Here is a 20461-nt window from a genome sequence, read left to right as displayed (position 1 = left end):
TGCCAGAACGACTGGTAGGCCTTTTGCAATCAAACTTTATCAAAACAGCAGCTTATACATCAATCCGGCCAACAAGGCCACTACCGGAATGGTAATGAACCAAGCGACAATAATCCGACCTGCCATTCCCCACTTCACTTCCCGGAAGCGCTTGGCGGCGCCTACGCCGAGAATCGAGGAAGTCGCAGCATGCGTCGTACTGATCGGCAGATGCAGAAGCGTAGCTGTGAAAATAACGGAAGCGGAGCTGACATCGGCCGCAAAACCGTTGATTGGCTGGATTTTGAAAATCTTCGTACCAAGCGTCTTGATGATTTTCCATCCGCCGACCGAAGTGCCGAGCGCAATTGCAGTGGCCGCGGACAGCTTAACCCACAGCGGGGGTTCAAGCGAATCCCATCTGCCGGCTGCGATCAGCGCGAATGTCATGATACCCATCGCTTTTTGCGCATCGTTCGTGCCGTGCGCGAACGACTGCAGCGCGGCTGTAAAGATCTGCATGGAGCGGAAGCCTTTGTTAACCGTGTGCGGGCTGCGGCGTCCTAATGTCCATTTGAGCACCATCATGATGATATAGCCAACAACGAAAGCGATCAGCGGCGAGAAGATCAGCGCTTTGACGATATCAAGGAAACCGTTCCAATTGACGCTGTCCGATCCTGCACCGACAAATACCGCACCTGCCAGCGCACCGATCAGAGCATGCGAGGAAGAAGACGGGATACCGAACCACCAAGTTGCAAGGTTCCAGATAATCGCTGCAATAAGCGTCGCAATGACAATCTCGATACCGTTATCCAGCGTGGCCGGATCAGCGATACTTCCTCCGATTGTTTTGGCAACCCCGGTAAAAGTAATCGCGCCGAGGAAGTTCATACTAGCCGCAAGCAAAATGGCTGTGCGAGGCTTCAGCGCGCGGGTTGAGACGGACATGGCAATCGCATTGGCCGTGTCGTGAAATCCATTAATGAAGTCGAAGGCGAGCGCCAGAAAAATGACGATCGCAAGTATAAGAAAAGGTGTATCCATAGTATTTTGACCGCACGAAGACAGACGGCTGCGCCGCATCCGCAGTTCTGCCGATGCCGTGCCGTTGTCCTTTTACGAAACAGACGCCGATTATGAGACAATGCCCACGCCCGGAAACACATTCCGAAAAAGCGGTCCAGACCTCCTTTAGCCCTAATATGGCAGGCTCCGCTTAGGAGTTGCTCATAATAATAGTTTCCAGAATATCGGCAACGTCTTCGCAGTTGTCGGTCGTCGTTTCTAAACGCTCGTAAACTTCCTTGCGCTTGATCAGTTCGATTGGATCGGTTACTGTCGCGAACAGTTCCTTCGTGCAGATGCGCAGCAATTCGTCGCCCTGGTTCTCCAGATCGTTCAAACGGATCGTGTATTCGCGAATCGCCAGCAGTTTTTTCTGCGACAGCAGGTGGATTGCTTTCTGGATCTCGTAAGCCGATTCACGCAAGATTTCTCCGAACTGAATCATATATTCGTCCGGCTGACCCAAATTGTACATGTAGAAACGCGAAGCGGTGGCTTCAAGTCCGTCCAGTACGTCGTCCAGGGTGGTAGCCAGCTTCAGGATGTCGTCTCTTTCAAGCGGGGTGATGAACGTCTTATTAAGCTCGGTAATGATCGTATGCGTAAATTCATCACATTTGGATTCATAAACTTTCATTTCTTTGGCGAACTGTTCGACATCCTTCAGGTCAGCGACATGGATGGAGAAGTAGTCGGCAGCCTGTACAATGATGTCGGCCATATTTTCCAAGGTCTGAAAGAAAATGTCTTTCTTTTTTGCACGCATTTTAAAACCCCTTTTCAAATTTTCAAAACCGTGCACGCGAAATCCGCGCAAAGTTTTAAATCCGCTTCTGCGGCCTCAATCATTCTAGCACAATCATGTCAGGGATTAAAAGAAAAGTTCGCTCGTTTTTCACATTGTTTTTACAGAAAAATAGACTGTAATTAACAAAAGCAGGAAAATGACTGCTTTTTGATCTTTATTCGCGTTTATCGATTTCTTTCTCCCGCTTCCCACTTTACACAGCGTTTATTAAACGAACCTTAATCTGAGAGTTCTGAACAAAAGAAAACATAAAAAACCGAAAGCCCTCAGGCTTCCGGTTTAATGAAAAATGAAAGTTTCTTTCAATATTAATCGTCCAGTGCTGCCAGTGGGCTGCGCAATGTTGGACAACGTCAGATTGTCCAATGTTGCCAGTAAGCTGCGCAATGTTGGACAACATTAGATTGTCCAATGTTGCCAGTAGGCTGCGCAATGTTGGACAACATTAGATTGTCCAATGTTGCCAGTAGGCTGCGCAATGTTGGACGAACATTAAATCGTCCAGTGCTGCCAGTAGGCTGCGCAGCACTGGACGAACATTAAATCGTCCAGTGCTGCCAGTCGACCTCGCTCTTATGCCGATCCTGCAGCCAGCGCTTCGTAATGTCGAGCAGCTGTCGGCGATGCGGACCGGACGAGTACGTATGGTCCGCCTGGAAGATGATTTCTTTGTCACAGCGGGAATCTTCGCGCGTCCAGAACAATTTCTGGTACAGGAAAGCATAATCAACAGGAATCACATCATCCGACGTTCCGTGTACGACCAGTACGTCGCCGTAGAACTTGCTCGCTTCCTGAAAAGGCTGGAACGATCCGAGCGATTCGAAGAACACTGGCGTAAACGAATAGCCCAGATAATCGGTGCTGCCTGTGCGAACCGACTCGTCATATCTTTCGCGTCCGGTAATCTTGACGATGTCGTTGAAGGGATAACCGACGGAAGACCACATTGCCAGACTCTTGACCCGGCGGTCGCGAACAGCCGTCAACAGCGCCACTGCACCGCCTAGACTGTGCCCGATCAGCGTGACCCGACTCGGATCGATATCCGCGCAGGTCATCGCGTAATCAAGAACCGTACGCGTCTGAAGGATCATCGACTCCATCCCTTCCTCGCCGTATACGCCTCCGCTTTCCCCACAGCCGGCATAATCGAACCGAACGACCAACTGCCCTTCGGCAGCCAATTCCCGAGCCGTTACGACAAAGAGCCGGTCTACGCCAATCCGGCTGCCTACAAATCCATGGCAGATGACCGTCAGCGGAAGACGCCCTTCGCAGCCTCCCGAAGTCGGATAATGAATCGTAGCGGTCAAATCGTGCGTTTTGTGGCGGATCACAATTTGGCGTTCCATGGCAGCAGCCTCCTGTTTTTAATTCCTAGTTGTTTGGTGTGAATTACATCTATCTTAACGTTTTGACCCGGAAATTGTCAATTCGGAGTTTGTTCCGCTGTCCAGTGAGACTGTACAATTTGCGAAGGGGATTCCGTAGACCGCTAACCCCGATTGCGATATGCTTAGAGAGATAATCATTCGGGAGGGAACGCCAGTGAGCCGCTATCGTTACGGCGTGCTGAAAGCCAGAGCGCTGCGCTCGATTCACGGCTTTGGCAGTCAGCCTCATTTTCATATTTGTCTGCAGGATGATCGGAACGTTCTGTATCGTTCATCGATCAATATCAAGTCCAAAGCTTATCCATCCGAACTTCTATACTGGATTGGCCCGTGTATACCTTCCGAAACAGAGTCTCTTAAAAGCCTGCCGAGCGGCTTCACGCCGATCGAAAACGGACTTCCAATCCGCGGTCTGGATTTCGTCCGGAATCCCCTGTTCCACCGGGAGGATATGGTTCCGCTGCCGGCCAGCCTGCCGGGTCCGGATAATGATCTGAACGAGAAAATTGTTGCCCTGATCGACAAGGCAATACAAACGAAGGCCGAGCTGTACGTTTTCGGCGACAGCTGGGGTCCCGAACTCAAGACGCCGGATTATTACTTCGGGTTCCTGCCGGGACACGGTCTGCACAATATCCATATGAACCAGGGCAACGAGCGACCATGGCATGACGACAACGGTACTTTCCGAGACGGAGCAATTCTGATCCACGATACCGGTGAGGACCGATGGACCGGTCTATTCCTCGCGTTCCAGTCCCAATCTTGGCAAACAGACGAACAGGGACATGCGGCTGATTAGCATTTCCATCATTATTTCAAGATTTCAAGATTTCAAGGAGGCTTCCCCTTTTGAGCGTAAGAACGAACATACGCGAGATTAACACGATCCGCGATCAATTGAGCAAGAAAAACGCTGAATACTTCGATGAGGTGATCGTTCACATACGGTCCAGCCGAGTTCAAGAAAACAGCGGCGAAGAATGGCTGCTGGCGCGCGGGCAGGAACTGCTGTCCGCCCAAAAGCAGGGCAAATCCGCTTCCAAATTGTTTGGAGAAGATCCGGTTGCTTTTGCCTCCGAAGCGCTCCTGCACCTTCCGCAGCGCAAAGTATCCGGTCGTGCCCGTCTGTCGGTCTTGGTTCCTTGGACTGCACTGAGCTGGACTTTTCTGCTGCTTGGACTGACCGCTCTTATTGTTCCCGAGGCGGAAGAAACGAATACAGGCATGCTGCTGGTTGTCGTTATTGGGGCGTTTGCTCTGATTGAAGTGCTGATGCGTCTAACCCGTCGGGACCCTGAAGAAGGCATTCCGGCTCCGCCGAAATTTAACCTTCGCGGAATCGGCACTGTGCTGATTGCACTGGTCATTCTCGGAACCGCAAGCTTGATGCTTCTGCGCATTACCCCGGTCATTACGATTCCGTACTGGGTAAGTCTTATACTTGCCGGAGTTGGATTTGTAGGGCAGGTTCTGCTGTTCCGTCGGCGCTGAATCGGCAGCATGCACCGATAGGAGATTGAGCAGTGATATAAGATCGCAAGATCGGTACTGACATGAGATCGGCGAGACCAGATTTTCCATCCATAGGCTGTACCTGCTTCTTGCAGCCTTTTGCTTCTTGTATCCTTCTTCCTCAACAAAAGACCGCGACTCCCGAATTCCCTTCGGCAGCGCGGTCTTTTCGTCTATTTCTGCTTAGTTCTATCTTTCTCTCTATTAATATTAAAGGTCTCCTTGGGGCAGGACTTCTACGCTCGCCAATTCCCGTTTGGGATAAGCCGGTACGATATGTTCTTCTATCTTCCGACCGTTTACCTGAACTTCTTTCACTCCCGGCATATGCCGATTTCGCTGCGTACCTCAAGCTCGTACCAGCAACCGCTTGTGCTTACTTCGCTTGTGCTTACTTAATGAGGCACCTGCACTTGGAAGTCATCTTTGTATGACTTGTCTGCATGGAAAAAGACGATGTCTCCGTCCTGCAGCGAGAACGTATTCCCCCAAGAGTCCTGTACGCTTCGACGGAACCCTTCCAGATTCCACTGATTCATCAGCGGCGCATGGATGTACTGCAGATGCGGGCGATCCAGGTTCCCATTGCGAATACTCTCAATGTTGAAATTCAAGATGATATAGCCGTCCCGCAGGAAGATCGGGTCGCGCTTGGTCAGGCCGCGATGCGTTCGGCCGTACTCGGCCAGATCTGTTCCTTTGGCGACGACATACGGATCACCGGGCAAACTGTACTCCCCGTACCATTTCTGCTCCGCAGCGTTCGCTCGTTCGTAATCAACCGAAGCCGGCAGGCTGCTCTTCGGTCCGATTAAGGTGCGAATCTGTTCCGGCAGCAGAAGCTGATCATAGCCGCCCACCGGTGTCTTCATTTTAGTGAACCGATAGATATAGTCGTTGATAAACATCTCGCGGCTGACGTTCCCTACCTGCGAGAAGCCGTAATAATGGTTGTATTTGTACCGTGCCGTGTCCCTCAGTTCCTCTTCCGGTACATTGCGCAGCCGGTCGTTAAGAATGACATAGCGCGGTTCTGTATCTTCGGGCGAACCGACTTTAATAAACGTTCGGTGATCGTCGTGATAATACAGATCGACCGGCATTTTACTTTGGCCGTCTCGGCTGACAAAGGTAAAGCTCGGCGTGATGCGAATACCGTCCTGTTCGCCGAACATATTGCCTTTCGTCTTCAGATCAAACTTCACGTGATAGCCGGTCTTCACCGCAAGATTTTTCATGCCTTCCAGCGGATGGCTGCCTGGCAGAATTGGCAGGGTAAACGGCGGCGTGTTGCCTCGAGCGGCGCCGTCAATCCCATTAAGGCCGGTCCAATAGGTGTCTCCGGTATGAAGCGGCCTGCCTTCCTTTACCCGAAATACCTTTTCCCAGCTGTAGTCAACGATGTCCGTAATGTGGAAGTCGTATAGTCGGCCGATGACCTCGACATTAACGGTATCGGAAGCGACATGGTTAATCAAATCCAGATTGGCATCCCGCTCAGCAGGCTGCACATCCGGTGCATTCTCTGCGATATTCCGGAACTCGACACTATAGTCGCCTTCGTCTACCCAGACCGGCAGGAAGAACGTCGTGTCCAGTTGGCTGACCGGAATGTCGATCCACGTATTCTTCTCATAGAAGATCGACCGGTCCGCCGTGTACACGTCGAACGGGAAACGGACCTGCTTGGCGCGGAAATACTTGGCATAATCCCGATGCCCATAACCAACATAGTTAGCATGTTGTCCGCTGGTCGGTATTCTTACCGTAAACGGCCGGTCAAGAATGAATGCAGCTCGGCTGCCATTGGGCACGGTCTTCTGGTTGTGAGCTTGATCGTCGGTGGCGGAGGAATAGTTGACGACCGGAGTATGTACGGTGACTGAGTTGATGCTACCGATGGGGTAGGTATCCCCGGGATCAGCATTGTAATTTACGCTTAAAGGTTTATACGTAATGGCCCCCATCGAAGCCGCTGCGTACCGGTTTGTTTTGGTCATAGGAATCATATGATTTGCACTGTACAGAACATCACGTGTAATGGCTGTCGGTTCAGGTACACGCTGTGGATCCTGCGTTTTTCGCTCGACCACGTTGTCGTTCATAAGGACTTGACCGTTAAATGTTACTTTATCGTTATTGACCTTAATCTGATCGATTTTGTTTTCAGTTTCGCCTTCATACCGACCTAATTCATCGGGAACCGGTGGAGGCGACGTCCCGCCTAAGTCGATCGTTTCTGGGTCAGCCGTCCAGTTACCGGGGCCTGGATCAGCAACGGCCTTACCGTTTCGGGTAAGTGTCATATTGGGCGGCGTATAGCCGTTTGGCCTTATCGTGATTCGCTCGCCTTCAAACGCATAGTTTTGAAGAACGGCGTTGTCGATCTCGTAGGCGCCGAGTTTATCAACGATCCAGTGCGAGCCGTATCGTTCGATATGAAGCTCATATAACTTGGTTTCGCTGTCTTTTTCTTGGACACGTTCTGTTCCCCCCGGAGATCCGTCATCATTGATTATCGGAACGTCGGTGTACCAGATCAATTCGTAGGTCTTGCTTACGGTTATTTCGTAAACGCAAGTGGTGAGTTGTTCTTTGAATTTGAATTGATGTAGGTAATTATTGGCGATTACGTTCCCGTATAAACTTTCAGATGTCGGAATGCCTTGCAGCACATCGAACATTTCACGGTCACGTTGATCGGCTTTAATGACGGCACTGGCTTCGGGCGTCATTTTTTCACCTTCGATAACGCGTCCGTCTCGTACGGTACAACCGAAGATTGGTTCTTGAGGATCTTCAATTTCGGCATCTTCGGTATAGACCCAATACCGGTCTGGATACTGATACGTGACCGATGCGGCGGTGAAGTTATACGCCGCGTAGTAAAACGCCATAATTTGCGCGTTTTTCGGATTTCCGTTATACGGGCGCATGCTGCCATCTGCGTTTTTTTCAACGTAATAGCGATACGCGCCAATATCGGCATGCTCCTGGTCGAATGTAATTGTAGCGAAGTTTAAATCGCGAGTAGGACCCACCGTTGTTTGACCGGGTTCTAATCCGACTAACAGTGACACAATGGAAATTTGATTTTTAACAGGATAACCTGTAATTTGCAAATTCGCATTACTAACTTCTTTATCTTCATCAATTTCGATTTTGGCTCTATTAGCAGGAAGCTGTGGATTTTTTGACTGTACAATATTTGATCGATTATCGATTAAATACAGCGGGAAAGATAAATCGTTAAATGTGCTGGTCCCTTTAAATGGGTTGCTGATCGGATACTTAACGGTCAATCTAGTCTTCCGGCCGGGCGTTGTTTTATAGTTGCCTGTGTGAGGTGGGTCTTGGGTTGTGATATTGGTTTCAGTTTCGGGTGCAGATGACGACGGACCTTGATCTGATGCTGAATCACTCTGTCCGGCTACCCATCCGCTTAGAATCGTTCGGTTCCATGCGAACCATGAGCCGTTTGACCCGTTGTTCTCTGACGCCACTTCAATTGCTTCGCCTGTAAATGTTTCGGTTCCGGAATAGGTTTGAGAGTTAACCTCGATGGTTTTAACCGCTTCGGTTCCTTTGTAAAACACAATTTTTCGAATCTTTTTCCCGGTGCCTGCGTCTTCGCTGATCCGGGTTGTTGTTGCGGTTGGCGTTTTACCGAAAGCTACGGCGTTTCGATGGGGGTGAAGTCTTGGGGCGTCATCGCCGCCGGAATAGGTGATTACTTTTTTAATCGGCGCAGCGGCGATTTTTCCTTGGAGTGGAAAAAAAACACCCAGCACGCTACTCGCAATGAGTAGCGTGCTGAGTCCGACAAGCGTGAATCGTTTCTTTCGTTGTCGATTTTCTTTCATTACTTGATACCTCGAAGTCTGAGCAGGTCAACATTTTTGAACCAAGTACCGCTCGCTGGCGTTTGTAGAACGATACTAATATCGTTCATGCCTTGTACCGTGCCGCTTTTCGGTACGATAACGGCAGGCACATCACCCATCTGATTGCGATATACATACGCCGCTTTGTTCAATTTTCCTGCTGCGTATGCGTCACCATCTACGTTACCGAATCCAGTGACCTGAAATTGTGCAAACGTACGATTTACGTATCTGGTTCTATCTTTATTGAATACCTGTTTGCTCTTGAAGTAGATCACGTAAGTGTTGGTGTTACCTTTAATTGGGTTCTTCATCATTTGATTACCATTGAACCATTTTAGCGTGTTGATATCACCCAGCAAAGCGCGGTTCGGGTCATTCGGATCAGCCATGTCGATCGCGATCAGGGCGTCAAGCTTCGCTTGGTACAGCCCGTCTTTCGACGTGATCGTCATATTTTTCTCGTTCCACATGTCTTCAATGCCGGTCTTTCCTTTGTTTTTCCAGTCAGATTCCGGTGTGACAAACATTTCCGGCATCACCGTAAAGATGTTGGTACCGTGCCACATGATTTCCGCAGCGCCCGTTGCGTACAGATCGGAATCGAGATTGCCGCCGGCATTGCTTGTCAGAATACGCTCGATGATTACAACGGATTGGGCACGCGTGGTCAGACCTTTTGGAGCAAGCTGCGCTTTACCCATGCCTTTGATCAGACCCTCTTTGGTTGCGAGATACATCCATTTGTCGTTTTCCGATGTTTTCTCGCCGATCGCACGGGCCGCAACGCGGGCCATTTCTTCGCGGGTCATCGTTTTGTTCCAAGTGGCTTCGCTATTCGCGAAATCACTTGTCGCGTACAGTCCTTTGCTTGCCGCCGCATCCACATAAGGCACATACCATTTGCCCGAAGCTTCTTTCGTTTCAAGTTTCATCGCCGATACGACCATCTTCACGAACTCTGCCCGGGTCACACTTGCATCAGGCTTGAATGTACCATTGGTGTAGCCGTCGACATAGCCTTTGGATACCCCTTTTGCAATGGCGCTCTCGGCCCAATGCCCCGCTTTCACATCTGAAAATGCCGAACTGGCAGCCTGAACATCCGGTGCGTAACCCGTTCCCCATACGGCCCCCGCTGTCAGCACCGCCGCCAACGCCAATCCCGCTCGTTTCATCCAACTCTTTTTCATCACAATCCTCTCCCCCTCAATCTTGTCTATTGCAACATGCAGTTTTACTGCATGTTGCGGTCCTGTCGCATTATGCAGATCCCGACACCTTCCGCCAGGTCCATCTTTTCTATTGTCGCTTGGTTGCAGCAATTGGGAAAGTCCCATTTTCTGTTTTCAAAGAACCTCGAATTTTGTCGTCAACCTGCCTTGGTCTTCAACCCTTCTCAAATCGAATGCACGCAAAAAAGCGGACGCCTCTCTTCTAAAACCAGAAGAGAAAACGTCCGCGTGCTTCGCGCCGTTCAACGAATATAATGCTTACTGCCTTACTTTAAAACGATCGGAAAGAAAAATCAACCCTCAATCAATCTTCCCCATACACCAACGTCACTCCGCGTCTGTGCAGAAAATTCACCCATTCTTCCGCCGGCTGCCGGTCCGTTACAACAAAATCAATTTCTCCGAAATCGAACAATCGAATAAATGCCAAACGGTCAAATTTCGAATGGTCAGCGAGCAGAATTGTCTTGTTAGCCTGGCGCCGCATCAGCAGTTTCAGCTCGCTTTCCGCTTCATTGGAGTCGCAGATACCACCGTTCATGGACAGTGCTTTGCAGCCAAGAAGCGCCACATCGGCATTATAACGTTCGACAGTCCGCGCCGCATCGGGACCGACAAACGAACTGGTCGACGCGCCCAATGTTCCGCCGGTTCCAATCAGCCGATGTCCCGACTGCTGAAATGCGGATAAGGCAACGAGTGAATTGGTGATCAGCGTCAGATTGTCCCGCCGTTCGGTCAGCAGGCGCAGCACTTCAAACGCCGTCGAACTCGTATCTGCCATAATGCTGTCTTCGTCATGGATTAATCCCAGCGTATTTTCCGCAATGCGGCGCTTGGCTTCAAGATTGAGATCGTGTCGGCTCGCATACGAAGGATCACGGTTGATCGGAGCACTAAGCACCGCCCCTCCGTAATTTTTCTGTACGATGCCTTCCTTCTCCAACTTGTCCAGGTCGCGCCGCACGGTCTCTTCCGATACCCCAAACGTTTGCGCCAGCGCCGATACCTGTACCTTTTTGCTGCGATACAGTTCGTTGATAATCCAGTCTCTTCTTTGCTCCGCTTTCATTGCCTATCCGCTCCTGTCCCTCTACTCCTTTTACCGTATCATGAATATCACAAAACCACAATATCAATCACCATTAATCGAGAATAAACCCACAAAACAACAATATAAACCTATTTATATGTGGATTATGTGTTGACTTCTAAGTATCGGAAACTTAAGATAAGGAAGAAATCGGAAAAAGAACGGCTGTATATTCTAAAATGATAACGCTTTATTTTTGAAAGCTGCTCATTGGTATCCCGCTTGCTTGTGTCCCGCTTACTTGTGATGGTGGCTTAATAACGTCTTCAGTATGATCGCTTCACCAGCTCGGTAAGACTCCCTGTTCAATCCGCAAGATCGCCTACTCCATTAGGATGTCTGCCGAAAGCTTTCCGTTTGTCCGAGATTTATTCATCGAAGTTCAGCCTGCCACTCTACCTACATTTAAGGAGGAAGGTTATGTCAGCCAACACTTTACAGCAGTATCCGAAAATCGGAATTCGTCCTACCATCGACGGCAGAAGAAGAGGGGTTCGCGAATCGCTGGAAGAACAGACCATGGGCATGGCACGGCGGACAGCCGCTTTTTTGCAGGATAATCTACGTTACCCCGACGGCTCGCCTGTACAGTGTGTGATCGCGGATACGACAATCGGAGGCATTGCGGAAGCATCCGCGGCGGTCGCCAAGTTTAAAACCGAAAATGTAGGCGTATCGATTACGGTCACTCCCTGCTGGTGCTACGGTTCGGAAACGATGGACATGGACGCTTCGATCCCGCACGCGGTATGGGGCTTCAACGGTACGGAACGGCCCGGTGCAGTCTATCTGGCAGCAGTGCTGTCGGCTTACGCGCAAAAAGGCATTCCGGCATTCGGCATTTACGGTGAGGACGTGCAGGAATCGGACAGCGAAAACATTCCGGGCGATGTGCAGACCAAGCTGCTTCAGTTTGCAAAATCTGCCCTGGCTGCCGCGATCATAAAAGGCAAAGCATATTTATCTATGGGGTCCGTCTCAATGGGCATCGCCGGTTCGATCATCGACGAAGATCTTTTCCAACGTTACCTCGGTATGCGCAACGAATATGTGGATATGTCGGAGTTTGTTCGCCGCGTCGAGGAAGAAATTTACGACAAGGACGAGTACGAAAAAGCGCTCAAGTGGACCCGTGAAAACTGCAAGGTAGGCGCCAATAACAATCCGGAGCATCTGATCATCAGTGACGAAGAACAGGAGAAACAGTGGGAATTTGTCGTCAAAATGACGCTAATCGCGCGCGACCTCATGGTCGGCAATCCGCGTCTGGCGGAGCTTGGCTTCGAAGAAGAAGCGGGCGGACATTTTGCGATTGCGGGCGGATTCCAGGGACAGCGGCATTGGACGGATCATTTTCCGAATGCTGACTTTATGGAGACGATCCTCAATTCTTCGTTCGATTGGAACGGACGGCGGGTGCCCTACATCGTCGCTACCGAGAATGACAGTCTTAACGGTGTCGTGATGCTGTTCAACCATCTGCTAACGGGAACGGCGCAGATCTTTGCAGACGTGCGTACATTCTGGAGCCCGGCAGCGGTAGAACGTGTAACGGGACACAGACTGGAAGGACCGGCGGAAGGCGGACTGCTGCACTTGATCAATTCCGGTTCGGCGGCATTAGACGGAACCGGCGAGCAGCAGATTGACGGCAAACCCGCAATCAAGCCTTTTTGGGATGTGACGGACGAAGAAGCAGCGAAATGTCTGGAAAAAACACTCTTCCGCCCGGCTTCGCAGGAGTATTTCCGCGGCGGCGGTTTTTCGACGGATTATCTGACACGCGGCGGGATGCCGGTCACAATGGCTCGTCTTAATCTGGTCAAAGGACTCGGTCCCGTGCTGCAGCTGGCAGAAGGCTATACCGTCGATCTCCCGGAAGACGTGCATCGTACGCTCGACGAACGTACCGATCCAACATGGCCGACCACTTGGTTCGCGCCAACATTGACGGGCAGAGGATCATTCTCTTCCGTCTATGATGTCATGAATAACTGGGGCGCCAATCACGGGGCAATCAGCTACGGTCATATCGGCGCCGACCTGATTACGCTTGCCTCCATCCTCCGCATTCCGGTCAGCATGCACAACGTAGACGAAAAGCGAGTTTTCCGCCCGCGCGTCTGGTCGCTGTTCGGCACGGACAATCTGGAAGCGGCGGATTATGCGGCCTGCCGAAATTTCGGACCTCTATATTGAACGATAAGAAATCATATTCAGGCGAACGGCTGAGTGAAATCTTATCGGAAAGCAGAGGGCTGCCTATGAGTGAAAATATGTATTCAGAGTCGGAGCGACCGGAAGAACGGGATTCGCGAAACAAACGAGACTTGCGAAACGATCGGATGCAAATCCAGCAAAATGATTCCGAGGTTAGAAGCGTATTGGCCGTCGACCTTGGGGCCAGCTCCGGACGGGTCATGCTTGCACGTTACGACGGAATCAAGCTGGCGCTGCGCGAAATTCACCGTTTCGACAATGTACCGCTCGAGGAAGACGGCGGTCTATATTGGGATACTGACTCCCTGCTGACGGAGATCAAGACCGGTATACGTATCGCTGCCGACAGCATTGAGAGTATCAACAGTAGTATCAATATCGATAGCACCGACAGTGTCGACAATACAGGCACTGGCAATAGTTCCGACAGCACCGCTAACACTGACAATGTCGATAATACAGACAGGGGCAATAGTTCGGACAATCCGATAGTCATGCCGATCCTCAGTATCGGCGTTGATACCTGGGGCGTCGATTACGGTTGGATTGGACACGATGGTCATCTGCTGCGCGCACCGCATCATTATCGCGACACCCGCATGGCGCGGCACGCTTCGGAACTGGAGCGCCGACTGCCGCCAAGTGATCAGTTCCTTCTGACCGGCAATCAGCCGAGCACGATCAATACAGTGTACCAGCTCTTCGCCGATCTGGAAGAAGAGCCGGAGCTGCGCGGGAAAGCGGCGCACTTCCTCATGATGCCGGACTTGTTTCATTATCAGCTGTCAGGCATTATGGCTGCGGAGCGGACTATCCTCAGCACCGGAGGACTGCTGGCGGCTGGCAGCGGTGAGCCTTCGGCTCTTGTACTGGATCGGCTGAGCATTCCGTCTGGACTATTTGCGCCGATCATACCGGCCGGCACGGTGCTCGGCGAGCTGCGGTCGGAGCTGCAGGCCGAACTGTGCTGTGGTCCGCTGCGCGTCGTAGCCGGTGCCTCGCACGATACGGCTTCCGCCGTAGCGGCGGTGCCTTACAAGCGGAATCTAAGCCAAGCAGCAGCTGTGGATGCCCTAGGCCTATCCGCTGAAGGTGCTGCAGATCTGTCCGATGCCGATGCCCTGAGCCTATCCGCTGTGGATGCTGCAGATCTGTCCGCTGCCGATGCCCTGAGCCTATCCGCTGTGGATGCTGCAGATCTGTCCGCTGCCGATGCCCTGAGCCTATCCACTGTGGATGCTGCAGATCTGTCCACTGTAGATATCCTAGGCCTGGCCGCTATGGATGCTGCCAATTTGTCGGCTGTAGATCCCCCAGGCCTGTCCGCTGCGCTTAGAACGGATGACGGCAGTGCTCCCGCCGCAGCCTTCATCAGCTGCGGCACCTGGTCCATTGCGGGGATCGAAACCCCGCAGCCGGTCTTGACCGAGGCCGCTTTCGAACGCGGCCTTACCAATGAAGTGTGCTTCGGCGGAGGCAGCCGCCTGCTGAAGAACATTACCGGTCTGTGGCTGCTGCAGGAATGCCGCAGACACTGGAATGCCGCGGGCGAGGCTTTGAGCCACGCAGATCTGGCGGCGCTGGCCGAAGCTGCCGGCCCCGCCGCCGCGCGGATCGATCCTGACGATCCGCGCTTTGCCGCTCCGGGCAATATGCCGGAGCGGATCCGGCAGTACTGCCGGGATACCGGGCAGCCGATTCCCGGCAGCCCGGGCGAGATCGCGCGCGTCGTGCTCGAGAGCCTGGCCGATGCCTACGGCCGGGCCATCGACGAGCTGCAAGCGATCTCGGGCCGCGACATATCCGCGGTCCATCTCGTCGGAGGCGGCAGCCGCAATCGCCTGCTCTGCCGCCTGACGGCAGAGCGAACCGGCCGCGAAGTCATTGCCGGCCCGGTTGAAGCGAGCGCCGCGGGCAGCGCGCTGATTCAGCTCGCCGCACTTGGCGAACTGGATTTCGCCTGCCGGGCAGAGATTATCGAGCGCTCGTTTACGCTCGAACGCTATTTGCCCGTTGGATCGTCAGGATTATAACTTCTAACGAATCCTCATAACGTTAAAAGAGCCCAAAATGCCGGTTTCCATTTCTAACGAATCCTGAGAACGTTATTTCTCCTTATTCGTCCAAAACTGCTGTGGAAACACGAAATAGCGATATCCAGATTCGTTAGAATATCAAAACTTCAATATTCGGTCGAATAACGTTCTTAGGATTCGTTAGCTCACTGCTTACCGCTCAACTCAGCACACCTATCGGCGCCTATACCAATAGCGATAGCAATATTTATAACTTTACCGGCAACTTCGTTTCTACCTATAATTCAAATTTACAAATTACATTTTTACTTATATTTGTACCTGTGTACCTGCCCTTGCACCTACACTTATCCTTATCCTTATCCTTATCCTTGTCCTTGTCCTTTTCCTTCTGATTATGATTGTATCTATTACCTGCACCTCAATTTGCACCTCTATTTATACACCTACTCATATCTATATCTATATCTATTTCTATTTCTATATTCACGCCACGGTCGGTACTTGCACCTGTATCTGTTAGCCTGCAGCCGGAGGCCTACAACTTTACTCAAAAAGCCTCACCCATTCAATCGACCAAAAGGAGGCTCTTCTATGACCCAACTATATCAGACTGCCGATCTCATCGAACGCGAGCGGATGCTGCGCCTGCAAATCTGCGATATCGGCCGCAATCTGTTCAACAAAGACTTTATCGCCGCCAACGACGGCAATATCTCTGCCCGTTTGTCGGAAACAGAGATTCTGGCTTCCCCGACCGGTGTCAGCAAAGGCTATCTCGAACCGCATATGCTGGTCCGGGTTAATCTGGACGGCGAGATCGTCGAAGCTGCCGAAGGCTATCGCCCGTCTACCGAAGTGAAAATGCATCTGCGTGTATACCGCGAATGCCCGGAAATGAACGGCGTTGTCCATGCCCATCCTCCCTATGCGACCGCTTTTGCGATCAAGGGGGAAGCGCTCGACAAAATGATGATGCCGGAATCCGTAATCGCCATGGGCGATATTCCACTGGCTGTGTACGGCACCCCTTCGACCGAAGAAATTCCGGATTCGATCATGCCTTTCCTCGGCAAGAAAACGGCCGTTCTGCTTGAAAGCCACGGTGCGCTGACTTGGGGCAAAAGCGTAATGGACGCCTACATGAACATGGAGCGTCTGGAATATACAGCCAAGCTGACCTTCCTCACGCGTATGATCGACGGCGAACGCGAGCTGCCGAAGCACCGGATCGACGAGTTGGTCGCGCTGCGTTCATTTTACGGATTCTAGAACGGAGGAGATACAGACATGCTGAAAAAAATCCCTAAAATCCTCTCTCCCGACCTTCTTTACGCCTTGATGCGAATGGGACACGGTGACGAAATCGTTCTTGCGGATGCGAATTTCCCTGGACACTCCCTGCATGAACGTGTGATTCGCTGCGACGGTCTCGGTATCCCTCCGCTGCTTGATGCTATTCTGGAACTGCTGCCGCTTGATCCGTACGCCGACTATCAAGGTGCAATGATGAGCGTCGTACCCGGCGATCCGGTCGTACCGACCATTTGGGACACATACCGCGAAATTATCGCACGCTACGATGCTTCCGCACAGCTTTCGTTCGAGGATCGTTTTGCCTTTTACGAACGCGCCAAGCAAGCCTATGCAGTCGTCTTAACCGGCGAAGAGGCCCTATACGGGAATATTATTTTGAAAAAAGGCGTGATCTGAAAAACAGAACTCGAAGTCTAACCCCAGCTTTGCACTGTCATACAAGTCATCTACCAAAAGAGAGAGCCTTCTGGGCCTCTCTCCTTTTTGGTAGATGATCGAATTAAACGGCACCCAATCTGCGATCATTCGCTGTCCTACTTTCAGAATCCGGTTATCCCACTTCATTTACTTCATTTCATTTACTTCACTTCATTTTACTTCACTTACTTCACGTCACTTCACTGATTAAAACTGATCATTTTATACGCTTCATCCGAATACTCGATAATCGTCACGCTCGCATTGCGAATATCGATGGTAACGTCGATTCCTTCGCACAGCCGATTCACAATATTGCGGATCGTATTGCCGTGAGTGACAATCAGAATGTTCGCGCCGTCCTCGTAATCCAGCCCGACAACCGCATCCAGCCCCCCGCCGATACGCGTCCAGAGCTCGTCGAAGTTTTCCGCGTGGTGATACGGATCGGCCTTTTTGGTCATATCTGCCACTTCCGCTACCGTATACGTTTGGATCAGTTCACGGAAACTTCCTGCACCGTTCTCTTGAGCAATTTTGTTCCAGGCGACCGCCGAGATCTCTCCTTCAAAGCTCCCGAAAAAAGTTTCTCGAAAAGCTTTGGTGCGATGGATCATGGGGATATTGTGCCGGTTCTCTTTCAGCATAATCTCGGCCGTTTCGAGTGTCCTGCCGGAATCGCTCGTATACACATAGGCAAAGTGAACGTCCGACAGCCTTTTGCCGACCTCAACGGCTACAACCTTGCCTTCCTCCGTAAGCGGACTGTCCGCCCAGCCCTGCATTCTTCCGTAGCGATTCAGATACGTCTCGCCGTGCCTGACCATATAAAGATTGACCTTTTTCCCGTCCATACGATGCCTCCCTACCGAAATCTACACAGCTTCTGCTCTGCACATTCTTTCATTTTCACTTATTCAACACTTTAGCGTGCTGCAAATTTACTATATTCAACCTTTCTGCTTTAAACGGCGCCGCAAAAAAGTCTTTTCCCACTTCGGAGAATTCCATAAAATGCGGCGCAGCATTATCACGCTCAATCTCTTGCCGCACCTTCCTCCGTTGCCGCCGCCGAACAGGCTGCACTCTCGCGGTCCTCGACGATTGCAACGCCCCAGGCCGGCAGCCGCAGCAGTTGGCCGTGGCGCAGGTCGGTGCCGGACAGCAGCTCGCGACCGTCGCGGTAGCCATACTCAAACCCCACCGGTTCGCCGGAATAGTTCAGGAAATAACGCACGCGGCAGCCCGCCGCATTCACGCCAGATTTGACGATCAGTGGGAAAGAAAGCTTCTGATCCTGTCCCCATACTCCCGCTTCGCGCAGCACCCGCTTGAACACTCCCAGCAGCAGCCCTTCACTTGGGAAGAACCCGATATATGTCGCTCTGCCTTCGCCAAAGCGATTGGTTGTAATGGCCGCGTAGTCTTTCCACTGCGGATGCTCGTAGCGTGCCCATACTTCCGCCGTTGTCGGCGTCAGCAGCTCCATCCACGTTTCTACAATGCAATCTTCTTCAACTGTATCGAATAATTCGCCTGTAAGCTGAACGCGTACGTTTTTCGGTTCGACGAACAGCTGATAGTTTACGCCGCAGGAACGTTCGATAATTCCCGGCTGTACACTTGTGCGCACCTGTACATCGCTGTTCGCAAATCCGCTTTTGAACGTATACACGACGTGCCCGCCTTGTTTTGTAAAATCATTCAGCTTTTCCAGCAGTGTATCAGGCGCGCTGTACAGTGCAGGAACGACAATCAGATCGTATTCGGTCAGCACTTTATAATCCGTGTCCGGATAGATGAAATCACATCCGACATTGAGCTTGTACAGCGCATCATAGCAGCGGCGCACAATGTCGTTATAAAGTATGCCGCCCGGCAGCGGGAACCAGTCGATCGCACTGAGCGCTTCATTGCTTACGAACACTGCTGTCCGGTTGGTTTTGCGCAGACCGACCAATGATTCGTTCAAACGTGCAAAGTCGGCTCCAATTGTCTTTGCTTCGTTGTATACGGGATTTGGCTGCAGGTCATGGCTGAGCAGTCCTTTCCAATACGTCTCAAACGAATGATGAATGGAATGCCAATGCCAATACGCCACCATGCTCGCTCCCGAAGCCAGATGGCTGAACGCCAGCAGTCGAAGCTGTCCCGGATACGGTGTCCAATGCGGAAATGCCTGCGCCTGTGTCTCCAGTACAAGGTAATTCGACTGCTTGAGCGAACGCGTCAGATCGCCGCCAAACGAAATTTCTGCGCCTGTCAGTTCGCTTTGCGATGGGTGATAAATATCTACACCCGCAATATCGAAAGGCTTGGAAGCTTCAAAGTGGTTTACGTCCCGCTGCACGCCGTACGAATGGCCGCGCCAATCGAAATCGAAGTTGTGGGTCGTAAACTGTCCGGGCTTCTTGTATTCATTTACGATCCCGACCTGCCAGGCGAGGAAATCCGTCACCAACTGCCGCTGGAAGCGGGCAAATTCTGCGCCGAGACTGCCATTAATTGTACCCAGCACAGACGGAAAATCTTCCCAAGCGTCAATCCGATTGCTCCAATAAGCCAGGCCGAAACGGCGGTTAAGTTCGTTAAGGTCGCCGCCGAACTTTTCTCGCATCGCTTTGACGAAGCGCAGCTGCACGTTGGGGCCCGCAGTGCCGTAATGCTTGGTCTCGTTATCGATCTGGTAGCCGATTACCGCCGGATGACTGCACACGCGTCCGATCAGTTTGCGAATAATCCGCTCGGCATAGAACAGGTACGCCGGACTTGTAATATCCATGATCTGACGTGCACCGTATTTGCCAGGTCCCCTGCTCGTTTCGGCCAGTACTTCAGGATGTTCGCGCACCATCCAAGCTGGCACAGCATAAGTAGGCGTGCCGACGATCACGGAGATGCCCGCTGCATGCATGCCATCCAGCACGCGATCCACCGATCTGAAATCGAAGACCCCATTTTGCGGTTCGTGTGTGCTCCATGTCGATTCCGCGATGCGCACGACTGTAATTCCCGCTGCTTTCATCATTTTAATATCTTCGTCCAATCGATCATAAGGCATATATTCGTCATAATAAGCGACTCCGTAATGCAGACGTTCCATGTCGATTTCCACCCTTTCTTTTCGTGCCTGTCCGTACACCTTTCGCGTTTATCACCCGCATGTCCTGCAAACGCTTTATTTTAATTGCAATAGTTTAATCGTGGAAATTCTACTTTTTTATCGGGCAGTTGGATCTCGACTGTTTTGCTCTCCTTAAAACGAATAAGCATTAAGCTAATCTTGTCCATCATTTTACTTTCTGTTAATATTTTGTATCAGATTTAGTCTATAATTAGATGACAGATACAGGGAAAAGGGAATGATAACGCTTAATCCTTACAGCAGCTCATAGAATGGAATTAATATGGAAAAAGGGTTTTTTTACATTCACTTAACAAAAGAACGCTATACTAGTAGATAAGTGTCTGGAAGACGTTATCATGCTT

The 20461-nt window shown here is 51.3% G+C and carries 14 protein-coding genes; 6 read left to right on the top strand and 8 right to left on the bottom strand.

The features are described 5' to 3' along the window. Positions 1–39 precede the first annotated feature (39 nt). From F456_RS0116480 to F456_RS0116470, 3 genes are all read right to left on the bottom strand, one after another. The gene (locus tag F456_RS0116480) at positions 40–1029 is read right to left on the bottom strand and encodes an inorganic phosphate transporter (protein ID WP_026293939.1); all 990 of its coding nucleotides are present in this window, start codon (positions 1027–1029) and stop codon (positions 40–42) included. Between the two features lie 172 nt (positions 1030–1201). Next, positions 1202–1816, bottom strand: a complete 615-nt coding sequence (locus F456_RS0116475) for a DUF47 domain-containing protein (RefSeq protein WP_018978152.1) — start codon at positions 1814–1816, stop codon at positions 1202–1204. Between the two features lie 581 nt (positions 1817–2397). Beyond that, positions 2398–3213, bottom strand: a complete 816-nt coding sequence (locus tag F456_RS0116470) for an alpha/beta hydrolase (protein WP_018978151.1) — start codon at positions 3211–3213, stop codon at positions 2398–2400. Between the two features lie 196 nt (positions 3214–3409). On the opposite strand from F456_RS0116470, the gene F456_RS0116465 reads away from it, so the two are divergent. Further along, positions 3410–4057, top strand: coding sequence for a YukJ family protein (locus F456_RS0116465; protein WP_018978150.1), 648 nt, complete (start codon positions 3410–3412; stop codon positions 4055–4057). A 50-nt stretch (positions 4058–4107) separates the two neighbouring features. Beyond that, positions 4108–4749, top strand: a complete 642-nt coding sequence (locus F456_RS0116460) for a DUF1129 family protein (protein WP_018978149.1) — start codon at positions 4108–4110, stop codon at positions 4747–4749. A gap of 416 nt (positions 4750–5165) precedes the next feature. Here F456_RS0116460 and F456_RS22860 read toward each other — a convergent pair whose 3' ends face one another. The 3 genes from F456_RS22860 to F456_RS0116445 form a co-directional block, all read right to left on the bottom strand. Continuing rightward, positions 5166–8633 carry a DUF5704 domain-containing protein gene (locus F456_RS22860; RefSeq protein ID WP_018978148.1) on the bottom strand — a complete coding sequence of 1156 codons (3468 nt, stop codon included), beginning with the start codon at positions 8631–8633 and terminating at the stop codon, positions 5166–5168. Next, the gene (locus F456_RS22855; RefSeq protein ID WP_018978147.1) at positions 8633–9847 is read right to left on the bottom strand and encodes an S-layer homology domain-containing protein; all 1215 of its coding nucleotides are present in this window, start codon (positions 9845–9847) and stop codon (positions 8633–8635) included. The genes F456_RS22860 and F456_RS22855 overlap by 1 nt, the downstream gene beginning before the upstream one ends. Positions 9848–10193: 346 nt before the next feature. Beyond that, positions 10194–10961: a DeoR/GlpR family DNA-binding transcription regulator gene (locus F456_RS0116445; RefSeq protein WP_018978146.1), complete on the bottom strand. Its 768-nt coding sequence runs from the start codon at positions 10959–10961 to the stop codon at positions 10194–10196. Positions 10962–11402: 441 nt separating this feature from the next. Here F456_RS0116445 and F456_RS0116440 point away from each other — a divergent pair, with 441 nt between their 5' ends. The 4 genes from F456_RS0116440 (at position 11403) to fucU (ending at position 16951) form a co-directional block, all read left to right on the top strand. Next, positions 11403–13181, top strand: a complete 1779-nt coding sequence (locus tag F456_RS0116440) for an L-fucose isomerase (RefSeq protein WP_018978145.1) — start codon at positions 11403–11405, stop codon at positions 13179–13181. Positions 13182–13246: 65 nt separating this feature from the next. Continuing rightward, positions 13247–15235 (top strand): rhamnulokinase, encoded by a 1989-nt coding sequence (locus F456_RS24890; RefSeq protein WP_018978144.1) that lies wholly within the window; start codon positions 13247–13249, stop codon positions 15233–15235. 597 nt (positions 15236–15832) lie between these two features. Then, positions 15833–16510 carry a class II aldolase/adducin family protein gene (locus F456_RS0116430; protein ID WP_018978143.1) on the top strand — a complete coding sequence of 226 codons (678 nt, stop codon included), beginning with the start codon at positions 15833–15835 and terminating at the stop codon, positions 16508–16510. 18 nt (positions 16511–16528) lie between these two features. After that, complete coding sequence (gene fucU / locus F456_RS0116425; RefSeq protein ID WP_018978142.1) at positions 16529–16951, top strand: L-fucose mutarotase; 423 nt, start codon at positions 16529–16531, stop codon at positions 16949–16951. A 221-nt stretch (positions 16952–17172) separates the two neighbouring features. Here the strand turns inward: fucU and F456_RS0116420 are convergent, their stop codons facing one another. Continuing rightward, the gene (locus F456_RS0116420; protein ID WP_018978141.1) at positions 17173–17826 is read right to left on the bottom strand and encodes a histidine phosphatase family protein; all 654 of its coding nucleotides are present in this window, start codon (positions 17824–17826) and stop codon (positions 17173–17175) included. A gap of 182 nt (positions 17827–18008) precedes the next feature. Continuing rightward, on the bottom strand, positions 18009–20075 hold the full coding sequence (locus tag F456_RS0116410) for a beta-galactosidase (protein ID WP_018978139.1): 2067 nt from the start codon (positions 20073–20075) through the stop codon (positions 18009–18011). Positions 20076–20461: the final 386 nt, after the last annotated feature.

This window comes from Saccharibacillus kuerlensis DSM 22868 (assembly GCF_000378145.1).
GTDB lineage: Bacteria > Bacillota > Bacilli > Paenibacillales > Paenibacillaceae > Saccharibacillus > Saccharibacillus kuerlensis.
The sequence above is the reverse complement of the archived record's forward strand: the minus strand, read 5'-3'. Positions and strand labels throughout refer to the sequence as shown.

Excerpts from the sequence above, each read along its gene's own strand:
- F456_RS0116480 (WP_026293939.1), bottom strand. The coding sequence starts at position 1,029 with ATGGATACACCTTTTCTTATACTTGCGATCGTCATTTTTCTGGCGCTC.
- F456_RS0116475 (WP_018978152.1), bottom strand. The coding sequence starts at position 1,816 with ATGCGTGCAAAAAAGAAAGACATTTTCTTTCAGACCTTGGAAAATATG.
- F456_RS0116470 (WP_018978151.1), bottom strand. The coding sequence starts at position 3,213 with ATGGAACGCCAAATTGTGATCCGCCACAAAACGCACGATTTGACCGCT.
- F456_RS22860 (WP_018978148.1), bottom strand. The coding sequence starts at position 8,633 with ATGAAAGAAAATCGACAACGAAAGAAACGATTCACGCTTGTCGGACTC.
- F456_RS22855 (WP_018978147.1), bottom strand. The coding sequence starts at position 9,847 with ATGAAAAAGAGTTGGATGAAACGAGCGGGATTGGCGTTGGCGGCGGTG.
- F456_RS0116445 (WP_018978146.1), bottom strand. The coding sequence starts at position 10,961 with ATGAAAGCGGAGCAAAGAAGAGACTGGATTATCAACGAACTGTATCGC.
- F456_RS0116440 (WP_018978145.1), top strand. The coding sequence starts at position 11,403 with ATGTCAGCCAACACTTTACAGCAGTATCCGAAAATCGGAATTCGTCCT.
- F456_RS24890 (WP_018978144.1), top strand. The coding sequence starts at position 13,247 with ATGAGTGAAAATATGTATTCAGAGTCGGAGCGACCGGAAGAACGGGAT.
- F456_RS0116430 (WP_018978143.1), top strand. The coding sequence starts at position 15,833 with ATGACCCAACTATATCAGACTGCCGATCTCATCGAACGCGAGCGGATG.
- fucU (WP_018978142.1), top strand. The coding sequence starts at position 16,529 with ATGCTGAAAAAAATCCCTAAAATCCTCTCTCCCGACCTTCTTTACGCC.
- F456_RS0116420 (WP_018978141.1), bottom strand. The coding sequence starts at position 17,826 with ATGGACGGGAAAAAGGTCAATCTTTATATGGTCAGGCACGGCGAGACG.
- F456_RS0116410 (WP_018978139.1), bottom strand. The coding sequence starts at position 20,075 with ATGGAACGTCTGCATTACGGAGTCGCTTATTATGACGAATATATGCCT.